This window comes from Pararhizobium sp., from assembly GCF_965279435.1.
Lineage (GTDB): Bacteria > Pseudomonadota > Alphaproteobacteria > Rhizobiales > Rhizobiaceae > Pararhizobium.
The window spans coordinates 3,305,020-3,323,153 of the sequence record NZ_CBDIHY010000003.1; the positions used below are offsets into that span (position 1 = coordinate 3,305,020).

Consider the following 18,134-nt stretch of genomic DNA (forward strand, 5'->3'; position numbering starts at 1 on the left):
TGAAGAGATGCCTATCAACATCACCATGCCAGCCCTTTCGCCGACCATGGAAGAGGGCAACCTCGCAAAATGGCTGGTCAAGGAAGGCGATAAGGTCTCCGCCGGCGACGTTCTGTGCGAGATCGAAACCGACAAGGCGACGATGGAAGTCGAAGCCGTCGATGAAGGCACGGTTGCCAAGCTCGTCGTTGCCGCAGGCACCGAAGGCGTCAAGGTCAACGCCTTGATCGCGATCCTCGCTGCCGACGGCGAAGACATTGCTGCTGCCGCGTCCGGCGGCGGTGCGGCTCCGGCTGCCAAGGCCGAGGCTGCCAAGACGGAAGCGAAGGCTGAAGCAGCCCCGGCAAAGACAGAGGCAGCACCAGCTGCCGCCGCTCCGGCCCCGGTTGCCGCGCAGGCTCCGGCATCCGGTACGCGGACCTTCTCGTCACCACTGGCCCGCCGTTTGGCCAAGGACGCAGGGATTGATATCTCGGCTGTTTCCGGCACCGGTCCGCATGGCCGTGTGGTCAAGAAGGACGTCGAAACCGCAGTTGCTGGCGGTGGCGCAAAGGCTGCGGCCGCTGCTCCGGCAACCGCTTCCGCTCCGGCTCCGCTTGCCAAGGGCGCATCCGACGAAGCGGTTCTGAAGAACTTCGCCGAAGGCTCCTACGAACTCGTGCCACATGACGGCATGCGCAAGGTCATCGCCAAGCGCCTGCAGGAATCCAAGCAGACCATTCCGCATTTCTACGTCTCCGTCGATTGCGAACTGGATGCGCTGCTTGCCCTTCGTGCCCAGCTCAATGCTGCAAGCCCGGAACGGGACGGCAAGCCTGCCTACAAGCTCTCGGTCAACGACATGGTCATCAAGGCGCTGGCCTTGGCCCTGCGCGACGTTCCGGATGCCAACGTCTCCTGGACCGAAACCAACATGGTCAAGCACAAGCACGCCGATGTCGGCGTTGCCGTGTCGATCCCCGGGGGGCTGATCACCCCGATCGTCCGCAGCGCGGAGCTCAAGAGCCTGTCGGCCATCTCCAACGAGATGAAGGACCTCGGCGCTCGCGCCAAGAGCCGCAAGCTGAAGCCCGAGGAATTCCAGGGCGGCACGACGGCGGTGTCGAACATGGGCATGATGGGCGTCAAGAACTTCGCTGCTGTCGTTAATCCCCCGCATGCGACGATCCTGGCGATCGGCGCAGGCGAGGAACGGGTTGTGGTCAAGAAGGGCCAGATGGTCGTTGCCAATGTCATGACCGTGACACTGTCGACCGACCACCGTGCCGTCGATGGTGCGCTCGGAGCCGAACTGCTCGGCGCCTTCAAACGTTACATCGAAAGCCCGTTGGGTATGCTGGTTTGACTGGGAGAGAGCGTCGCGACAATGTCTTCCAAGGTGGGAAACACGGCTGAAAAGACACGGACGTTGCGGCGCTTCTGCGCCGCAACTGTCGTTGCTCTTTTCCCCTTGTTGTCAGTAACTTCCGCGCAAGCTGAAGAGCTGAACGAACAGGTTGCCCAGCGTATCGAGCAGATGACGGGCAAGACGCTTTTGTTTCGCAACGACAGCGATCGGATACCCCAGCTCGAATATCTTCGGCCCGACGGCACAGGTTTTGTCTGGTCGGCGGCACTCGGCGATAAGGTGGTGCCGGTCGTCTGGACCGCGAGCAACGGCGATGACGGCAAGGGTGCGCTCTGTCTGCTGTTCAAAGGTACGGATATCGGCACCGCCGAGAACCTTCGGCTGTGTGACGGCTTGGACATTGTCGAGTCCGGCATTCGCGACGCCCGTGATGGCGATCCTTATGGCCTCACGGACGTAACGCAGATGACGGCGGAACTGCCGCAGGACGTAGACGGTTTGGCGGATGTCGACCGGTTGTTAGGACGGGAATGACGCGATGAAAACAGTCCTCTGCTACGGTGACAGTCTGACCTGGGGATATGACGCGGAAACCGGCGGACGGCATGCGTTGGACGACCGCTGGCCAAGTGTCCTGCAGAAGGCGCTGGGCAAAGACGTTCAGGTGATTGCCGAAGGTCTGAACGGACGCACAACCGCCTATGACGATCATCTGGCCGACTGTGATCGCAATGGCGTGCGCATCCTGCCGACCGTTCTGCAGACCCATGCCCCGGTCGATCTGGTTATTTTCCTGCTCGGCACCAACGATATGAAGCCTTTGCTGCACGGAACTGCGTTTGGAGCAGTCAAGGGCATCGAGAGACTCGTCAAACTGGTCTGGCATCACAGCTGGCCGGGCGTGCAGGCCGAGGCGCCGGAAATCCTGATCGTCGCGCCACCGGTGATCTGTGAAACGGCGAATTCCAATTTCGCGGCGATGTATGCAGGGGCGATCGACCAGTCTTCGATGCTGGCCTCGCTCTATGCAGACCTTGCCGACGAACTCGGCTGCGGCTTCTTCGATGCCGGTTCGGTGGCAAGGACGACGCCGCTCGATGGCGTGCATCTGGATATGGAAAATACACGCGCCATCGGACGCGGCCTTGAGCCGATGGTCCGGATGATGCTCGGTCTCTGAATGACTGCGGCTTTGCATTTGCGGGCAGCGGAACGGCGTGATGCGGCGGATCTGGCCATTCTGGTCGATATTGCCTCCCATGGTTTCGCGATCTGGCTCTGGCACGGTGCTGCGATGCGCGGAACCAAGGATACTGCCATGGAGCAGGGGCGGTCGCGGTTGCGGATGGACGACGAGCCCGGCGCCTGGAAAGATGCGACACTGGCCGAATGGGACAGCGAGATTGCCGGTGTGTCGATCGGATATGATCTGGATGAAAGTGTTCGCGATATCGTGGCACCTCATCCGGTGATCAAGCCGCTCTTGGACCTGCAGGTCATGGTGATCGGCAGCCGTTTCATCGATAGCCTGGGTGTCTACCGGCACCATCGCGGCAAGGGTATCGGGCGAGCGCTGCTTGCCCATGAGATCGACAAGGCCAAGGGTAAACAGGTCAGCCTGATCACCGAAAGCCACAATGATACGGCGCTGGCGCTCTATGCTGCCAACGGATTTGCGGAGAAGGCGCGGCTTCAGGCGGTGCCACTCTTTGAAGATAGTAAAAGGCATGAATGGGTCCTCTTGGCCCGGAACATGACCTAAGGAAGAGGCAGGAAACAAGAATGGCAAATTCCTACGACGTCATCGTTATCGGTTCCGGCCCCGGCGGTTATATAGCGGCCATCCGCGCAGCCCAGCTGGGCCTGAAGGTTGCCGTGGTCGAGCGCGAGCATCTGGCCGGCATCTGCTCCAACTGGGGCTGCATCCCGACCAAGGCGCTGCTGCGTTCCGCCGAGGTGCTGCACCTTGCCGAGCATGCCAAGAACTACGGCCTGGTACTCGAAGGCAAGATTTCGCCGGACCTGCAGGCGATCGTCAAGCGCTCGCGTGGCATTGCCGAGCGCATGAACGGCGGCGTCGCCTTCCTGATGAAGAAGAACAAGGTCGATATCATCTGGGGTGAAGCCAAGCTCACCAAGGCAAACGAGATTGTCGTTGCCAAGACCACCAAGGCGATCGTTCAGCCGCAAGGCCCGATCCCGAAGAACACGCTGGGCGAAGGCACCTACACCGCCAAGCATATCATCGTTGCAACCGGCGCCCGTCCGCGCGCGCTGCCGGGCATCGAGCCGGATGGCAAGCTGATCTGGACCTATTTCGAGGCGATGAAGCCGGAAGAAATGCCAAAGTCGCTGCTGGTCATGGGGTCCGGCGCCATCGGCATCGAGTTCGCCTCGTTCTATCGGACCATGGGCGTAGATGTGACGGTGGTCGAACTGATGTCGCAGGTCATGCCGGTCGAGGACGCGGAAATCTCCGCCTTTGCTAAGAAACAGTTCGACAAGCAGGGCATGAAGATCATTCTCGATGCCAAGGTGACCAAGGTCGAAAAGGCTGCGAATTCCGTGACGGCCCATGTCGAGAAGAAGGACGGTTCGGTCGAGAAGATCACCGCCGACCGGATGATTTCGGCCGTCGGCGTGCAGGGCAATATCGAAAACCTCGGTCTCGAGGCGCTCGGCGTCAAGACCGACCGCGGCTGCATCATCATCGACGGTTACGGCAAGACCAACGTGCCGGGCGTCTACGCCATCGGCGACGTTGCCGGCCCGCCGATGCTCGCCCATAAGGCCGAGCATGAGGCTGTCATCTGCGTCGAAAAGATCGCCGGCCTGCCGAATGTGCATCCGATGGACAAGCTTAAGATCCCGGGCTGCACCTATTGCAACCCGCAGGTCGCCTCGGTTGGCCTGACGGAAGCCAGGGCGAAAGCCGAAGGCCGCGATATCCGCGTCGGCCGCTTCCCGTTCGTTGCCAATGGCAAGGCGATCGCTCTTGGTGAAGACCAGGGTCTGGTCAAGACCATTTTCGACAAGAAGACCGGCGAATTGCTCGGTGCGCATCTGGTTGGTGCCGAAGTTACCGAGCTGATCCAGGGCTTTGTCGTCGCCATGAACCTTGAGACAACCGAGGAAGACCTGATGCACACGATCTTCCCGCATCCGACGATCTCGGAAACGCTGAAGGAAAGCGTGCTCGATGCCTATGGACGTGCGCTGAACGCTTGATTGTGCTAGGGCTCGCCTCCATCTGAAAAGGCGGGCCAATCTATCCGGCCCTGACGGGCGCGCTGTTGCGCTTGAAGCAAAATTGGAAGCCATTGATGGTCACAATCCTCGACCGCACCACTCTCGATCCCGACGCCCCGCGCATCCGCCATCCGGAAAAGGCCCACAAGCCCGACACCGAGATGCTGCGTAAACCGGAATGGATTCGGGTCCGCGCGCCGACCTCGAAGGGCTATGCCGAAACCAAGTCGATCGTGAAGGAGCACAAGCTTGTCACGGTCTGCGAAGAGGCGGGCTGCCCGAATATCGGCGAGTGCTGGGACAAGAAGCACGCTACCTTCATGATCATGGGCGAGATCTGTACCCGCGCCTGCGCCTTCTGCAATGTCTCCACAGGCAAGCCGAAGGCGCTGGACATGGCTGAGCCGGAAAACGTCGCCAAGGCCGTCAAGCAAATGGGCCTGTCGCATGTGGTCATTACCTCGGTTGACCGCGACGATCTGGCCGATGGCGGCGCCGAGCATTTCGAAAAGGTGATCTGGGCCATTCGCGCCGCGTCGCCGTTGACGACCATCGAAATCCTGACGCCCGACTTCCTGAAGAAGCCTGGTGCGCTGGAGCGCGTTGTCGCCGCCAAGCCCGACGTCTTCAACCACAATATGGAAACTGTGCCCGGCAATTATCTGACGGTCCGCCCGGGTGCACGTTATTTCCACTCGATCCGTCTGCTGCAGCGGGTCAAGGAACTCGATCCGACGATGTTCACCAAGTCCGGCATTATGGTCGGTCTGGGTGAAGAGCGCAACGAAGTGCTGCAGCTGATGGACGACCTGCGCACGGCCGATGTCGATTTCATCACCATCGGCCAGTACCTGCAGCCGACCCGCAAGCACCATCAGGTGATGAGCTTCGTCACGCCGGAAGAGTTCAAGTCCTACGAAACGGTCGCCTATACCAAGGGCTTCCTGATGGTTGCTTCCAGCCCGCTCACCCGTTCGTCGCACCATGCCGGTGACGATTTCGCGCGGCTGCGGGCGAACCGTGAGAAGAAGCTGGCGGCAGCTGCGGGATAATCATCCGGATGTTGCGAATCCCGACTTGAACTCTATGGTGCACGGCTCACATGTTTGGAGCCGTCATGCCGTCCTATATCCCGGAAATCGAGGACGCCTTGCCGATCCTGAGCCAGGCACGCCGCATCCTGGTGATCGGTTGTTCCGGCGGCGGCAAGAGCACGCTTTCGCGCGAACTCTCCGCAAAACTAAATCTTCCCTACGTCTCGATGGACAGGGATTTTTTCTGGCTGCCCGGCTGGGTCAAACGGCCGAAAGCCGAAGAACGGGCTCTGATTGCGGCCACTGTTGCACAGGACCGCTGGATCTTGGACGGCAGCGGCCCCTCCACATTTGACCTGCGGTTTCCGCGAACAGATATGGTCATCTGGGTCCGCCTGCCGCGCCGCATCTGCCTTTGGGGGCTTGTCTGCCGCGTGGCGTCGAGCTTTGGCCGTGTGCGTCCCGACATGGCGCCGGGCTGTCCCGAACAGCTGCCGGATCGCGAATTTATCTCCTATATCTGGAATTTCGAACGGCGCGTTTCTCCCGTGATTGTCCAGATGCTCGATCGGTACGCGCCGGAGATGCCTGTCCTGACACTGAAAAGCCGCCGGGACATCCGTGCACTGAGCCAGAGCCTGCAGGAAACCAGCAATGTCGAATAAGCTTTTGAATGTTGAACAGACAGCGGATGCCCTTCGCACCGCCGATCGTGTTCTGGTGATCGGTTGTTCGGGTAGCGGCAAGAGCACTTTGGCGCAGGCGCTTTCCTGGCTGTTTGCGCTTTCCTATGTCTCGATGGATCGCGACGTCTTCTGGATGCCGGGATGGACGCAGCGCCCGCGGGCCGAGGCGCTTGAGATCGTCGAGCGGGCGGTGGCGCAGCCGCGATGGATCATGGACGGCACAAGCCCCGGCACCTTGCCGCTGCGCCTGCCGCGTACAGATCTCGTCATCTGGATGCGGCCGCCGCGCCATGTTTCGCTCTATGGCGTTATCAGCCGCTGGTTTCGGTTGCGCGGCAGGACGCGCCCGGAAATGGCCGACAACTGCCCCGAGCGCCTGACGCTCGAGTTCCTGTCCTACATCTGGAATTTCGAAAAGACGGAAAGCCCGGAGATCGCGCAGAAGCTGGCGGATTATGGCTCTGAGGTGCCGGTCTTCGTTGTCCGATCGCATGCGGAGACGCGAATCCTGCTGGAGCACGTCACTCAACAGGCGCCTACTGCACGCGCATGACGCCGACCACATCTTGTTTTTCCACACATCATTGAATATCTGAACGCCATGCCACAATTCGAGACCCGCCGGCCCGTCAAGCATTCACCCGACCAGATGTTCGACCTGATCGCCGATGTTGAAAAATATCCGCAATTCCTGCCGCTTTGCGAGGGGCTGACCGTGCGTTCGCGCAAGGAACGCGATGGCAAGGAATTGCTGGTCGCGGATATGACCGTCGGCTACAAGGCGATCCGCGAGACGTTTACCACACAGGTTCTGCTCAACAAGGCAGAGCGCCTGATCGATGTCAAATATCTCGACGGGCCGTTCAAATATCTCGACAACCGCTGGAGTTTTGAGGCGATGGGTGAGGGCGGCTGTTCGGTCAACTTCTTCATCGACTACGAGTTCAAGAGCCGAATTCTCGGCGCCGTCATGGGCTCGATGTTCGACCGGGCGTTCCGGATGTTTTCCGAAGCCTTCGAGAAGCGTGCCGATACGATTTACGCAACGGCATAACGCGACGTTAGTTTCCCGCCGTCTCTTGCAGCATATCGAGCGCCGTGCGCACCGTTGCCATCCGGACAGCGTCGCGGCCGATGTCGCCATAGCGCATCTCGCGGTGATGCACTGCGCCGTTCCGGCTGGCTGATGCCAGATGCACCAGTCCGACCGGCTTTTCGTCCGATCCGCCGCTAGGTCCGGCGACACCGGTCACGGCAACTGCCGCATCCGCCTTGGAATGACTGAGCGCGCCGCGCACCATTTCAATCGCTGTCTGACGCGATACCGCGCCGTGCTTTTCCAGTGTTGCGGTATGGACGCCCAACATCTGGATCTTGGCATCATTCGAATAGGTAACGAAACCGCGATCGACCACCGAAGAGGAGCCCGGAATTTCCGTCAGGATACCGGTGATCAGGCCGCCGGTGCAGGATTCGGCCGTGGCGATCATCAGGCCACGTTTGGAAAATTCCGCGATCAGCATGCCTGCCTTGGTTTCAATATCCTTGGGCCAGCCACTCATGTGATGCCTCCGGTGTAGACGACCGTTGCCGTGGCGATGGCTGCAATGCCTTCGCGGCGGCCGATGAAGCCGATCTTCTCGTTCGTCGTCGCCTTGACCGAGCAGCGATCCAGCGAAATGCCGAGCATATCCGCGAGGTTTTCGCGCATCGCCAGCCGGTGTGGACCGATCTTCGGGGCTTCGGCAATCAGCGAGACATCGGCGTTCATGATCGTGCCGCCGTTGTCGCGAACGATCTTTGCCGCGTGTTCGAGAAAGATGCGCGAGGCGGCGCCCTTCCATTGCGGATCGGACGGTGGAAAATGATCGCCGATATCGCCGGCACCGCAGGTGGCCAGCAAAGCGTCGGTCAAGGCATGCAGGGCGACATCGGCATCGGAATGGCCAAGCAGCGTCTGGTCATGGGGCATGAAGATACCGCAGAGCGTCACGCCGTCGCCGTCGATCAGCTGATGCACGTCATAGCCATTGCCGGTTCGCACGTCCGGAAGCGCGTTCCGGTTCAGTTTTTCATCGGCCATGGTGATATCCCGTTTGATCGTCAGTTTTAAATTCTCCACCGATCCTTCGATCAGCGTTACGGGCATTCCAGCCCATTCGGCAATCGAGGCGTCGTCGGTAAAATCGGAGCGGCCGGAGGCTGCGGCATTCGTATGCGCTGCAAGGATCGGCGCGAAGCGAAAGCACTGGGGCGTCTGGGCACCATAAAGGCCTGCCCTTGGTACCGTCTCAACAACCTTTCCATCTGCAGACCCACGCTTCAACGTATCGGCAACCGCAACTGCGGGCAGTAGGGCATCAGAACCCTCTGTCAGCGTCGAGACGCAGCGGTCGAGCAGGGCGTGGTCAATGAACGGACGGACGGCATCATGGATCATCACATGGGTGACGCCAGAGTGTTCGAGCGCTTTCAGTCCCGCCAGCACCGAAAGCTGCCGCGTCGGCCCGCCATGAACGAAGGTAATGTTCGACGTGTTGCTTGATACAAGGCTGCATGCGTGAGCAAACAGGGCTTCGTCATCGGGATGAATGACGACGACGATCGTCTTTTCCCTCGGCCATGTCGCAAAAACGTCAAGCGTATGGGTCATAACCGGCCGCCCGCCGATGGCGCGGTATTGCTTCGGTCCATCCTGCAGGGAGCCGGCGCGTTCACCCCGGCCGGCAGCGACAATGACGACACCACAGGAAAACTGTTCTTTTGCGTGCATCTTCTATATGGGTTCCTGCAAATAGATCGCCGCTTGCGCTCGACACCGGGCGTATGGATGGCTCTCTCGCTCCAGTCTTCGTCACACCAGGCGCATGCCGGTTCGGCACGCGGGCTTCAAATCGTGGTGGTGATTTACCGCGAAGGGTGGGGCTTTACCAGTTGTCCTGAGAATTTTGTCGTAGAGCTCTGAAATCGCTTGGCAAGTCCGTCAAGTATGTCTAAAAATAGTGCAGAATAAAGATGTGCCCGAAAGATAATCATTTGCAGATACCGGATTTGTCATCCCCGTTCCGGGTTGGCCGGCTCTCCTTTCGGAGCCGAGTCGTGCTTGCGCCGATGTCGGGCGTGACCGACTTGCCTTTCCGCCAATTGGCCTGGCGGTTTGGCGCAGGTCTCGTCGTGACCGAAATGGTAGCAAGCCGCGAACTCGTCGGCAATGCATCGGAAAGCTGGTCGCGGCTGAAGAGTTCCGGCATCGATCCGCATATGGTGCAGTTGGCCGGACGCGAGGCGTACTGGATGGGCGAGGCGGCAAAGATCGCTGCCGACAACGGCGCCGATGTCATCGATATCAATATGGGTTGCCCGGCCAAGAAGGTCACGGGCGGTTATTCCGGCTCGGCACTGATGCGCGATCCGGATCATGCCCTGTCGCTGATCGAGGCGACGGTGAAGGCGGTCGATGTGCCGGTGACGCTGAAGATGCGCCTCGGTTGGGACGAAAACTCCATAAACGCGCCATTGATCGCCAAGCGGGCGCAAGAGGCTGGCGTCCAGATGATCACCATTCATGGCCGCACCCGCATGCAGTTTTACAACGGCACAGCCGATTGGGATGCGATCCGCGCCGTGCGCGAGGTGATTTCCGTGCCGCTGGTCGCCAATGGCGATGTGGCGACGCGCGACGACGCCAACGAAATTCTCCGGCGCTCTGGCGCCGATGCGGTGATGATCGGGCGCTCCAGTCAGGGGCGGCCCTGGCATGCCGGTGTGCTTGCGGGAGCGGTTGAACATCCGGACGCAGCCGAGATCGCTGAGATCGTTGCTGAACATTACGGCATGATGCTGGAATTTTACGGTGCCGATATCGGTCTTCGCCATGCGCGGAAACATCTCGGCTGGTATCTGGGACTGTTTGCGCCGCAGCTCGCGGCGCCGGAGAAGGCAGCAATCATGACCTCGACTGACCCGGTCATCGCCCTGTCTGGCGCGGTGGCTGCCATTGCGGCCGGGCGTGGCCCCGGTGAACAAAAGGATGCGGCATGACCGAGAAATTGGGCGACGAGGAGCGCAAGGGCGTCAATTCACTGCCGATGGCAGTTCTCAACGCCATCCAGAACCCGGTGATCCTCGTCGATGAAAACGGTCTTGTCGCCTTCGCCAACTGGGAGGCGGAGGCATTCTTCGGCGCCAGCGCCAATTATCTCGCCCGTCACGACATCAGCGCCTTCATTCCGTTCGGCAGTCCACTTCTGACGTTGATCGATCAGGTCCGCGAGCGCCGCGCCGCCGTCAACGAATACCGGGTCGATCTGAGCTCGCCGCGACTGGGGGCTGACAAGCTTGTCGATCTCTATGTGGCGCCGGTTCTGTCCGAGCCGGGTTCTGTCGTGATCGTCTTCCAGGAGCGCTCGATGGCGGACAAGATCGACCGGCAGCTGACACACAGGGCAGCGGCACGCTCGGTCACCGGTCTGGCCTCGATGCTTGCCCATGAGATCAAGAACCCGCTGTCGGGTATTCGTGGTGCAGCCCAGCTGCTGGAAACATCCGTCAATGACGAGGACCGGGCGCTGACGCGGCTGATCTGCGATGAAACGGACCGGATCGTATCGCTCGTTGATCGTATGGAAGTGTTTTCCGACGAGCGGCCGGTTGACCGTCATCCGGTCAATATCCACTCCGTGCTTGATCATGTGAAGGCCATTGCCAAGGCTGGCTTTGCCCGGAGAATTCGCATCACCGAGAATTACGACCCCTCGCTGCCGCCGGTTTACGCCAATCGTGACCAGCTGATCCAGGTCTTCCTCAACCTGATCAAGAACGCGGCCGAGGCGGTTGCCGACAAGTCGGACGGCGAGATCATGCTGACGACGGCTTACAGGCCTGGTATCCGACTGTCGGTCGCCGGAACGCGGGAGAAGATTTCGCTGCCGCTCGAATTCTGCGTTCATGACAACGGACCGGGCGTACCTTCCGATCTTGTGCCGCATCTGTTTGATCCATTCATTACCACCAAGACCAACGGCTCCGGCCTCGGCCTTGCCCTGGTTGCCAAGATCATTGGCGGTCATGGCGGCATCGTCGAGTGCGACAGCCAGTCGAGCCGCACTACATTTCGCGTTCTGATGCCCGCTTCCAAAGGGCCGACGGCCGAAGACAGCGAGCCTCTGACCATCATAAAAGGACATTCTCGATGACTGGCGCCACCATTCTCGTCGCTGACGACGACGCTGCCATCCGTACCGTTCTCAATCAGGCGCTGAGCCGCGCCGGCTACGACGTCCGCATCACCTCGAATGCAGCGACGCTGTGGCGGTGGATTTCGGCCGGTGATGGCGATCTGGTCGTCACCGATGTGGTGATGCCCGACGAAAACGCCTTCGATCTTCTACCGCGCATCAAGAAGGCACGGCCGGACCTGCCAGTTCTGGTGATGAGCGCCCAGAACACCTTCATGACCGCCATCAAGGCCTCGGAAAAGGGTGCCTATGATTACCTGCCGAAACCCTTCGACCTCACCGAATTGATCGCGATCATCGGTAGGGCTTTGGCCGAGCCGAAGCGCAAGCCCCAAAAGCTGGAAGACGATCCGCAGGACGGCATGCCACTGGTCGGCCGCTCGGCCGCCATGCAGGAAATCTACCGCGTTCTTGCCCGCCTGATGCAGACCGACCTGACACTGATGATCACCGGCGAATCCGGCACCGGCAAGGAACTGGTCGCCAAGGCGTTGCACGACTACGGCAAGCGCCGCAACGGCCCGTTTGTTGCCATCAACATGGCGGCGATCCCGCGTGACCTGATCGAATCGGAACTGTTCGGTCACGAGAAGGGTGCCTTCACCGGTGCGCAGAACCGCTCGACCGGCCGTTTCGAACAGGCCGAGGGTGGCACGCTGTTTCTCGATGAAATCGGCGACATGCCGATGGATGCACAGACGCGTCTGCTGCGCGTGCTGCAGCAGGGCGAATACACCACCGTCGGCGGCCGCACGCCGATCCGATCGGATGTTCGTATCGTCGCTGCAACCAACAAGGATTTGAAGCAATCAATCAACCAGGGCCTGTTCCGCGAAGATCTCTACTACCGCCTGAACGTCGTGCCGCTGCGGCTGCCGCCGCTGCGTGATCGCGCCGAGGATATTCCCGATCTCGTCCGCCACTTCGTTCAGCAGGCCGAAAAGGAAGGCCTCGACGTCAAGCGTTTCGATCAGGAAGCGCTCGAGCTGATGAAGGCGCATCCGTGGCCGGGCAACGTCCGCGAGCTCGAAAACGTCGTACGCCGCCTGACCGCGCTTTATCCACAGGACGTCATCACCCGGGAAATCATCGAAAGCGAATTGCGCTCGGACATTCCCGACAGTCCGATCGAGAAGGCATCGAGCCGCTCCGGGTCGATGTCGATTTCGCAGGCCGTGGAAGAAAACATGCGGCAATATTTCGCCGGCTTCGGCGAGGGGCTGCCGCCGGCGGGCCTTTATGATCGTGTGCTGGCCGAAATGGAATATCCGCTCATACTGGCTGCCTTGACGGCAACGCGCGGCAACCAGATCAAGGCAGCCGACCTGCTTGGCCTCAACCGGAACACTTTGCGCAAGAAAATTCGCGAGCTTGGGGTTTCGGTTTATCGCAGCTCCCGCAGCGCTTGACTTGGCACCCATAAGCGTTGCATTTTCGCCACAATATGTTGCTTAGAAAGCACACGGGTGACGGCTGAGTCTTTCCGCTCGTCATCCGCCGGATCTGGCCTCTTTGCCTTTGCAAGCAAGGAGTCGATCGGGTCTTGGCGGTCATTTCTTGACCATGGCGCGAAATATGCCCGCTGCTTTCTCATGGAAGGCGAGGCGGGACGGGGGATGCATTTTTGATGGCCGAAGGGCTGATTGCGCCACTGGCGAAAGAAGAAGTTGCCGTGATCGGCCATGACCGGCGCGCAACTTTTGCGTTGCCGGGCCTGTTGCTGGCAACGGGCGCGTTGATCTGCGCGATCGTATCGCTGCTGATTCTTCTCGGGCTCACGCCTATCAAGCCGGAAACCAACATCATCATCGGCTCGGCGGCGATCAACGCGCTTTTCGTGCTCGGGCTGCTGTTTCTGATCGGCCGGGAGATCGTCCGCCTATTGAAGGCGCGCAACCGGGGCAGGGCCGCCGCCCGCCTGCACGTGCGTATCGTCGCGCTATTTTCGATCGTTGCGATCACGCCCGCCATCCTGGTGGCGATCTTTGCCAGCATCACGCTCGATGTCGGGCTCGATCGCTGGTTTTCGCTGCGCACCCAGTCGATTGTCAGTTCCTCGCTCGATGTGGCGCAGGCCTATGTGCTCGAAAATGCCAGCTATCTGCAGGGCCAGACTGTTTCGATGGCCAATGACCTAGAACGCAATCGCCAGCTCTACAGCCTCGACCGCACCGGCTTCATCGAGCTGATGACGCGGCAGGCCCGCGGACGTGGCATGCTCGGTGCCTTCCTGGTGCGCGGCGATGGTTCGCCGATCCTTCAGGCCAATATTCCGACTGAGCGGCCGCTACCAGCCATTCCGAGAGACGCGCTGATGAGCACGGTCTCCGGCCAGCCGACGCTTATTCCGCCCGGCGTCACCAATCTCGTCGGCGCGATCATCCCGATCGACAATATCGAGGGCGCCTATCTCTACACCGTGCGCAGTGTTGACCCGAAGGTCATGCGCTCGATGCGGCTGATGGAGGAAAACACTGCAGAATACAAAAATCTGGAGGCAGGTCGCACATCGCTGCAGGTGGCCTTCGGGGTGCTTTATCTCGGTTTTGCGCTGATCGTGCTTCTGGCGGCGATCTGGACGGCTATCGCGGTCGCCGACCGGATCGTCCGGCCAATCCGGCTTCTGATCGGCGCAGCCGATAGCGTCGCCAGCGGCAACCTGAATGTCATCGTGCCGGTGCATGCAGTGGATGGTGATGTCGGCAGCCTGTCACGTACCTTCAACAAGATGATCGCCGAAATCCGCACGCAGCGCGACCAGATCCTTGAAGCGAAGGACGAGATGGACGACCGGCGCCGCTTCATCGAGGCAGTGCTTTCCGGTGTGACGGCGGCCGTGATCGGTGTCGAGGACGACCGGCGCATCACTATCGCCAATCCGTCGTCGGAGCATTTCCTGTCGCGCACGACGCTGGACCTGATTGGCGAAAGGCTTGAAGATGTGGCGCCCGAGATCGAGCAGGTGCTTAACGAGGCCGCCAGCCGCCACCGCAACGACTACCGCAAGCAGATCAACATCATGCGCGGCGGTACGGAGCGGACGCTGAATGTTCAGGTGACGCGTGAGGAATCGCACGACGCCAAGGATTCCTATGTCATCACCATCGATGATATTACCGACCTGGTGATTGCCCAGCGCTCGACCGCCTGGGCCGACGTCGCCCGGCGTATCGCCCATGAAATCAAGAACCCGTTGACGCCGATCCAGCTCTCGGCCGAACGGCTGAAGCGCCGCTACGGCAAACAGATCAATCAGGACGATCGCGCGGTGTTTGATCAGTGTACTGATACGATCGTTCGCCAGGTTGAGGACATCGGCCGCATGGTCGATGAGTTCTCCGGTTTCGCCCGTATGCCCAAGCCGACCAAGGAAAAGGCCGATCTGCGCAATATTCTTAAGGATGCGATCTTCCTGCGCGAGATGGGCAATACCCATGTGACTTTCATTCGCGACCTTGGCGAGGAACCGCTCGACGGTACGTTCGACAGCCGCATGCTCGGTCAAGCCTTCGGCAATATCATCAAGAACGCGGTTGAGGCGATCGAGGCCCTGCCTGCGGATGCCGTTCGCGGTGATCGCAAGGTGATGGTGCGGTCGCGATTGAATGAAACGAGCGGCCAGTACGTCATCGATATCATCGACAACGGCCGGGGACTGCCGACCGAAAATCGCCATCGCATTCTCGAGCCCTATATGACCATGCGCGAAAAGGGCACCGGCCTTGGTCTCGCGATCGTCAAGAAGATTATCGAGGACCACGGTGGACAGTTGGAACTGCATGACGCACCGGCCGATTTTGATCGCGGCCAGGGCGCCATGATTCGCATTATTTTGCCGCCTGCTGGACAGAGCAGCGGCACCGAAGACAGACAAGACAAGGATACTTCCTATGGCCGCTGACATTCTGGTTGTGGACGACGAAGAAGACATTCGCGAAATCGTCTCCGGTATCCTGTCCGACGAGGGGCATGAAACCCGCACCGCGTTCGATAGCGACAGCGCGCTTGCCGCCATCAGCGATCGCGTGCCGCGCCTCGTCTTCCTCGATATCTGGATGCAAGGCAGCCGTCTCGATGGTCTGGCGCTGCTCGACGAGATCAAGAGCCGCTATCCTGATTTGCCGGTGGTGATGATTTCCGGGCACGGCAATATCGAGACCGCCGTTTCGGCGATCCGGCGCGGCGCCTATGACTTCATCGAAAAGCCTTTCAAGGCGGACCGGTTGATTCTCATTGCCGAACGGGCGCTGGAAAATTCCAAGCTGAAGAAGGAAGTGTCCGAGCTGAAGAAACGCTCGGGCGATCCCGTCGAGCTGATCGGTACCTCGGTTGCCGTGTCGCAGCTGCGCCAGACGATCGAAAAGGTTGCGCCGACCAACAGTCGCATCATGATCCATGGCCCGTCCGGCTCGGGCAAGGAACTGGTTGCCCGGATGATCCACCGCAAGTCCTCGCGGGCAGGCGGACCGTTCGTGGCGCTGAATGCTGCCGCGATCACCCCCGACCGGATGGAAATGGCGCTGTTCGGTACCGAGGGAACACCGGGCCAGCCGCGCAAGACCGGCGCGCTCGAAGAGGCCCATGGCGGCATTCTCTATCTCGACGAAGTCGGCGAAATGCCGCGCGAGACGCAGAACAAGATCCTCCGTGTGCTGGTCGACCAGCAGTTCGAGCGGGTCGGTGGCTCCAAGCGCGTCAAGGTCGATGTCCGCATCATTTCTTCGACCGCTTACAATCTCGAAAGCCAGATTGCCGAAGGTGCTTTTCGCGAGGATCTTTACCACCGGCTGGCCGTCATCCCTGTGCGTGTGCCGCCGCTGGCGGAACGGCGCGAGGATATTCCGTTTCTGGTCGATATGTTCATGCGCCAGATCAGTGAGCAGGCGGGCATTCGCACCCGCAAGATCGGTGACGACGCGTTGGCCGTACTGCAATCGCACGACTGGCCGGGCAATATCCGGCAGTTGCGCAACAATATCGAGCGGCTGATGATTCTCGCCCGCAGCGATGGTCCGGATACGGCAATTTCGGCCGACATGCTGCCAAGCGAGGTCGGTGACAGTCTGCCGAAGATTTCGACGCAAGGGGACCATCACATCATGACGCTGCCGCTGCGGGAGGCGCGTGAAATGTTCGAGCGGGACTACCTGATCGCCCAGATCAACCGTTTCGGCGGCAATATTTCCCGTACCGCCGAGTTTGTCGGCATGGAGCGCTCGGCGCTGCATCGCAAACTGAAATCGCTCGGCGTCTGAAAACCATCGTTTTATCCTTCTGAGACAGGTCATCCATGTCGCGCATTGCCTATGTCAACGGTGCCTACCAGCGCCATACCGAAGCTGCTGTTCATATCGAGGATCGCGGCTTCCAGCTCGCCGATGGCGTCTATGAGGTCTGCGAGATCCGCCACGGTTTCATCGTAGACCTGACCCGCCATCTCGACCGGCTGGACCGGTCGCTGAGCGAACTCCGCATGGCCTGGCCGATGACGCGGGCAGCGCTCGTCCTGGTCATTCGTGAAGTCGTGCGCCGTAATCGGGTGCGGAACGGCATGTTTTATCTGCAGGTGACGCGCGGTGCGGCTCGGCGCGACCATGTCTTTCCGGCAGCCGATACGCCGTCAACGATCGTGGTCACCGCGAAGAGAACCGATGCGTCGGTGATCGCCAGGAAGAACGCCACGGGCATCAGCGCCATCACCGTTCCGGAGAACCGCTGGGACCGCGTTGACATCAAGTCCGTCGGATTGCTGCCGAATGTGCTGGCCCGCCAGGCCGCCAAGGAACAGGGCGCGCAGGAGGCGATCTTTGTCGATCAGGACGGCATGGTGAAGGAGGGAGCGGCGACCAATGTCTGGATCGTCGACAAGGAGGGCCGGTTGCGGACCCGTCATGCGGAACACGGCATCTTGCGCGGCATTACTCGGACGACGCTGAAGGATGTGACCGCTGCGATCGGGCTTGAGATTGTGGAAGAGGCATTTTCTCTCGAAGACATGCTGGAGGCACGCGAAGTCTTCATCACGGCAGCCACAAGCATCTGCTTTCCCGTCGTTGCTGTTAACGGTAAAACCATCGCCAACGGCCATCCGGGCAGCGTGTCACAGAAAATTCGTGAAGCCTTTTTCGACATTGCGGAAAAGACCGCGATTTGATACCAAATCCGGGGGGACGCTTTAAAGACCAGTTTTTTCAGCGTTCGGGCTATTCAGATCGTATAATCAACCGGTTAAATCGGACCGGACAATAAGAAAGAAGCGGCGCTATGGCGGAACGTTCTCAGAACTTGCAGGATCTTTTTCTCAACACGGTCCGCAAGCAGAAGATATCTCTGACAATTTTTCTTATCAATGGTGTGAAACTGACGGGCGTTGTCACGTCTTTTGACAACTTCTGTGTGCTTTTGCGGCGTGACGGGCATTCCCAGCTCGTATACAAGCACGCAATCTCGACAATCATGCCGGGCCAGCCGATGCAGATGTTCGAGAGCGAAGAATCCGCATCCTGACGGGATACAAGACACATTACCAAACGTGATACAAAATCGGCGTCGATCATCCCGGAGCTTGAAAAGCTGCGTG

Annotated in this window: 18 protein-coding genes; 16 read left to right on the top strand and 2 right to left on the bottom strand. The window is 60.1% G+C overall.

Annotated features, from left to right (window positions below; translation table 11 throughout):
- The first annotated feature begins 7 nt into the window (after positions 1-7).
- The 9 genes from ACQY8Q_RS21860 to ACQY8Q_RS21900 all read left to right on the top strand — a co-directional run bounded on the left by ACQY8Q_RS21860 (position 8) and on the right by ACQY8Q_RS21900 (position 7,371).
- Positions 8-1,345 carry a pyruvate dehydrogenase complex dihydrolipoamide acetyltransferase gene (locus ACQY8Q_RS21860; protein ID WP_428428471.1) on the top strand — a complete coding sequence of 446 codons (1,338 nt, stop codon included), beginning with the start codon at positions 8-10 and terminating at the stop codon, positions 1,343-1,345.
- A 21-nt stretch (positions 1,346-1,366) separates the two neighbouring features.
- Positions 1,367-1,882: a hypothetical protein gene (locus ACQY8Q_RS21865; protein ID WP_428428473.1), complete on the top strand. Its 516-nt coding sequence runs from the start codon at positions 1,367-1,369 to the stop codon at positions 1,880-1,882.
- Between the two features lie 4 nt (positions 1,883-1,886).
- On the top strand, positions 1,887-2,528 hold the full coding sequence (locus tag ACQY8Q_RS21870) for an SGNH/GDSL hydrolase family protein (protein WP_428428474.1): 642 nt from the start codon (positions 1,887-1,889) through the stop codon (positions 2,526-2,528).
- Positions 2,529-3,110 carry a GNAT family N-acetyltransferase gene (locus tag ACQY8Q_RS21875; protein WP_428428475.1) on the top strand — a complete coding sequence of 194 codons (582 nt, stop codon included), beginning with the start codon at positions 2,529-2,531 and terminating at the stop codon, positions 3,108-3,110.
- Positions 3,111-3,130: 20 nt separating this feature from the next.
- Positions 3,131-4,576, top strand: coding sequence for a dihydrolipoyl dehydrogenase (gene lpdA, locus ACQY8Q_RS21880; RefSeq protein ID WP_428428476.1), 1,446 nt, complete (start codon positions 3,131-3,133; stop codon positions 4,574-4,576).
- 95 nt (positions 4,577-4,671) lie between these two features.
- The gene (lipA, locus tag ACQY8Q_RS21885; RefSeq protein ID WP_428428477.1) at positions 4,672-5,649 is read left to right on the top strand and encodes a lipoyl synthase; all 978 of its coding nucleotides are present in this window, start codon (positions 4,672-4,674) and stop codon (positions 5,647-5,649) included.
- 65 nt (positions 5,650-5,714) lie between these two features.
- The gene (locus tag ACQY8Q_RS21890) at positions 5,715-6,296 is read left to right on the top strand and encodes an AAA family ATPase (protein ID WP_428428478.1); all 582 of its coding nucleotides are present in this window, start codon (positions 5,715-5,717) and stop codon (positions 6,294-6,296) included.
- On the top strand, positions 6,286-6,870 hold the full coding sequence (locus ACQY8Q_RS21895) for an AAA family ATPase (protein WP_428428479.1): 585 nt from the start codon (positions 6,286-6,288) through the stop codon (positions 6,868-6,870). Before ACQY8Q_RS21890 ends, ACQY8Q_RS21895 begins: the two co-directional genes overlap by 11 nt.
- A 48-nt stretch (positions 6,871-6,918) precedes the next feature.
- Positions 6,919-7,371: a type II toxin-antitoxin system RatA family toxin gene (locus tag ACQY8Q_RS21900; protein WP_428428480.1), complete on the top strand. Its 453-nt coding sequence runs from the start codon at positions 6,919-6,921 to the stop codon at positions 7,369-7,371.
- A 7-nt stretch (positions 7,372-7,378) separates the two neighbouring features.
- Here ACQY8Q_RS21900 and ACQY8Q_RS21905 read toward each other — a convergent pair whose 3' ends face one another.
- Together ACQY8Q_RS21905 and ACQY8Q_RS21910 are read right to left on the bottom strand one after the other, a co-directional pair.
- Entirely contained in the window at positions 7,379-7,879 is a 501-nt protein-coding gene (locus ACQY8Q_RS21905; RefSeq protein WP_428428482.1) for a CinA family protein, read from the bottom strand.
- The gene (locus tag ACQY8Q_RS21910) at positions 7,876-9,090 is read right to left on the bottom strand and encodes a bifunctional 2-C-methyl-D-erythritol 4-phosphate cytidylyltransferase/2-C-methyl-D-erythritol 2,4-cyclodiphosphate synthase (RefSeq protein ID WP_428428483.1); all 1,215 of its coding nucleotides are present in this window, start codon (positions 9,088-9,090) and stop codon (positions 7,876-7,878) included. The genes ACQY8Q_RS21905 and ACQY8Q_RS21910 overlap by 4 nt, the downstream gene beginning before the upstream one ends.
- 242 nt (positions 9,091-9,332) lie before the next feature.
- Here ACQY8Q_RS21910 and dusB point away from each other — a divergent pair, with 242 nt between their 5' ends.
- The 7 genes from dusB to hfq all read left to right on the top strand — a co-directional run bounded on the left by dusB (position 9,333) and on the right by hfq (position 18,061).
- A complete protein-coding gene (gene dusB / locus ACQY8Q_RS21915; RefSeq protein WP_428428485.1) occupies positions 9,333-10,358 on the top strand; it encodes a tRNA dihydrouridine synthase DusB in 1,026 nt (341 codons plus the stop codon).
- Positions 10,355-11,512, top strand: coding sequence for a two-component system sensor histidine kinase NtrB (locus ACQY8Q_RS21920; protein ID WP_428428486.1), 1,158 nt, complete (start codon positions 10,355-10,357; stop codon positions 11,510-11,512). The genes dusB and ACQY8Q_RS21920 overlap by 4 nt, the downstream gene beginning before the upstream one ends.
- Positions 11,509-12,963, top strand: coding sequence for a nitrogen regulation protein NR(I) (gene ntrC / locus ACQY8Q_RS21925; protein ID WP_428428487.1), 1,455 nt, complete (start codon positions 11,509-11,511; stop codon positions 12,961-12,963). Before ACQY8Q_RS21920 ends, ntrC begins: the two co-directional genes overlap by 4 nt.
- Before the next feature lie 218 nt (positions 12,964-13,181).
- A complete protein-coding gene (locus ACQY8Q_RS21930; protein ID WP_428428489.1) occupies positions 13,182-15,455 on the top strand; it encodes an ATP-binding protein in 2,274 nt (757 codons plus the stop codon).
- Positions 15,445-16,809, top strand: a complete 1,365-nt coding sequence (locus ACQY8Q_RS21935; RefSeq protein WP_113315676.1) for a sigma-54-dependent transcriptional regulator — start codon at positions 15,445-15,447, stop codon at positions 16,807-16,809. The genes ACQY8Q_RS21930 and ACQY8Q_RS21935 overlap by 11 nt, the downstream gene beginning before the upstream one ends.
- Before the next feature lie 35 nt (positions 16,810-16,844).
- On the top strand, positions 16,845-17,708 hold the full coding sequence (locus tag ACQY8Q_RS21940) for a D-amino-acid transaminase (RefSeq protein WP_428428490.1): 864 nt from the start codon (positions 16,845-16,847) through the stop codon (positions 17,706-17,708).
- A 110-nt stretch (positions 17,709-17,818) separates the two neighbouring features.
- Positions 17,819-18,061, top strand: coding sequence for an RNA chaperone Hfq (gene hfq, locus ACQY8Q_RS21945; RefSeq protein ID WP_018325164.1), 243 nt, complete (start codon positions 17,819-17,821; stop codon positions 18,059-18,061).
- The last annotated feature ends 73 nt before the right edge of the window (positions 18,062-18,134 follow it).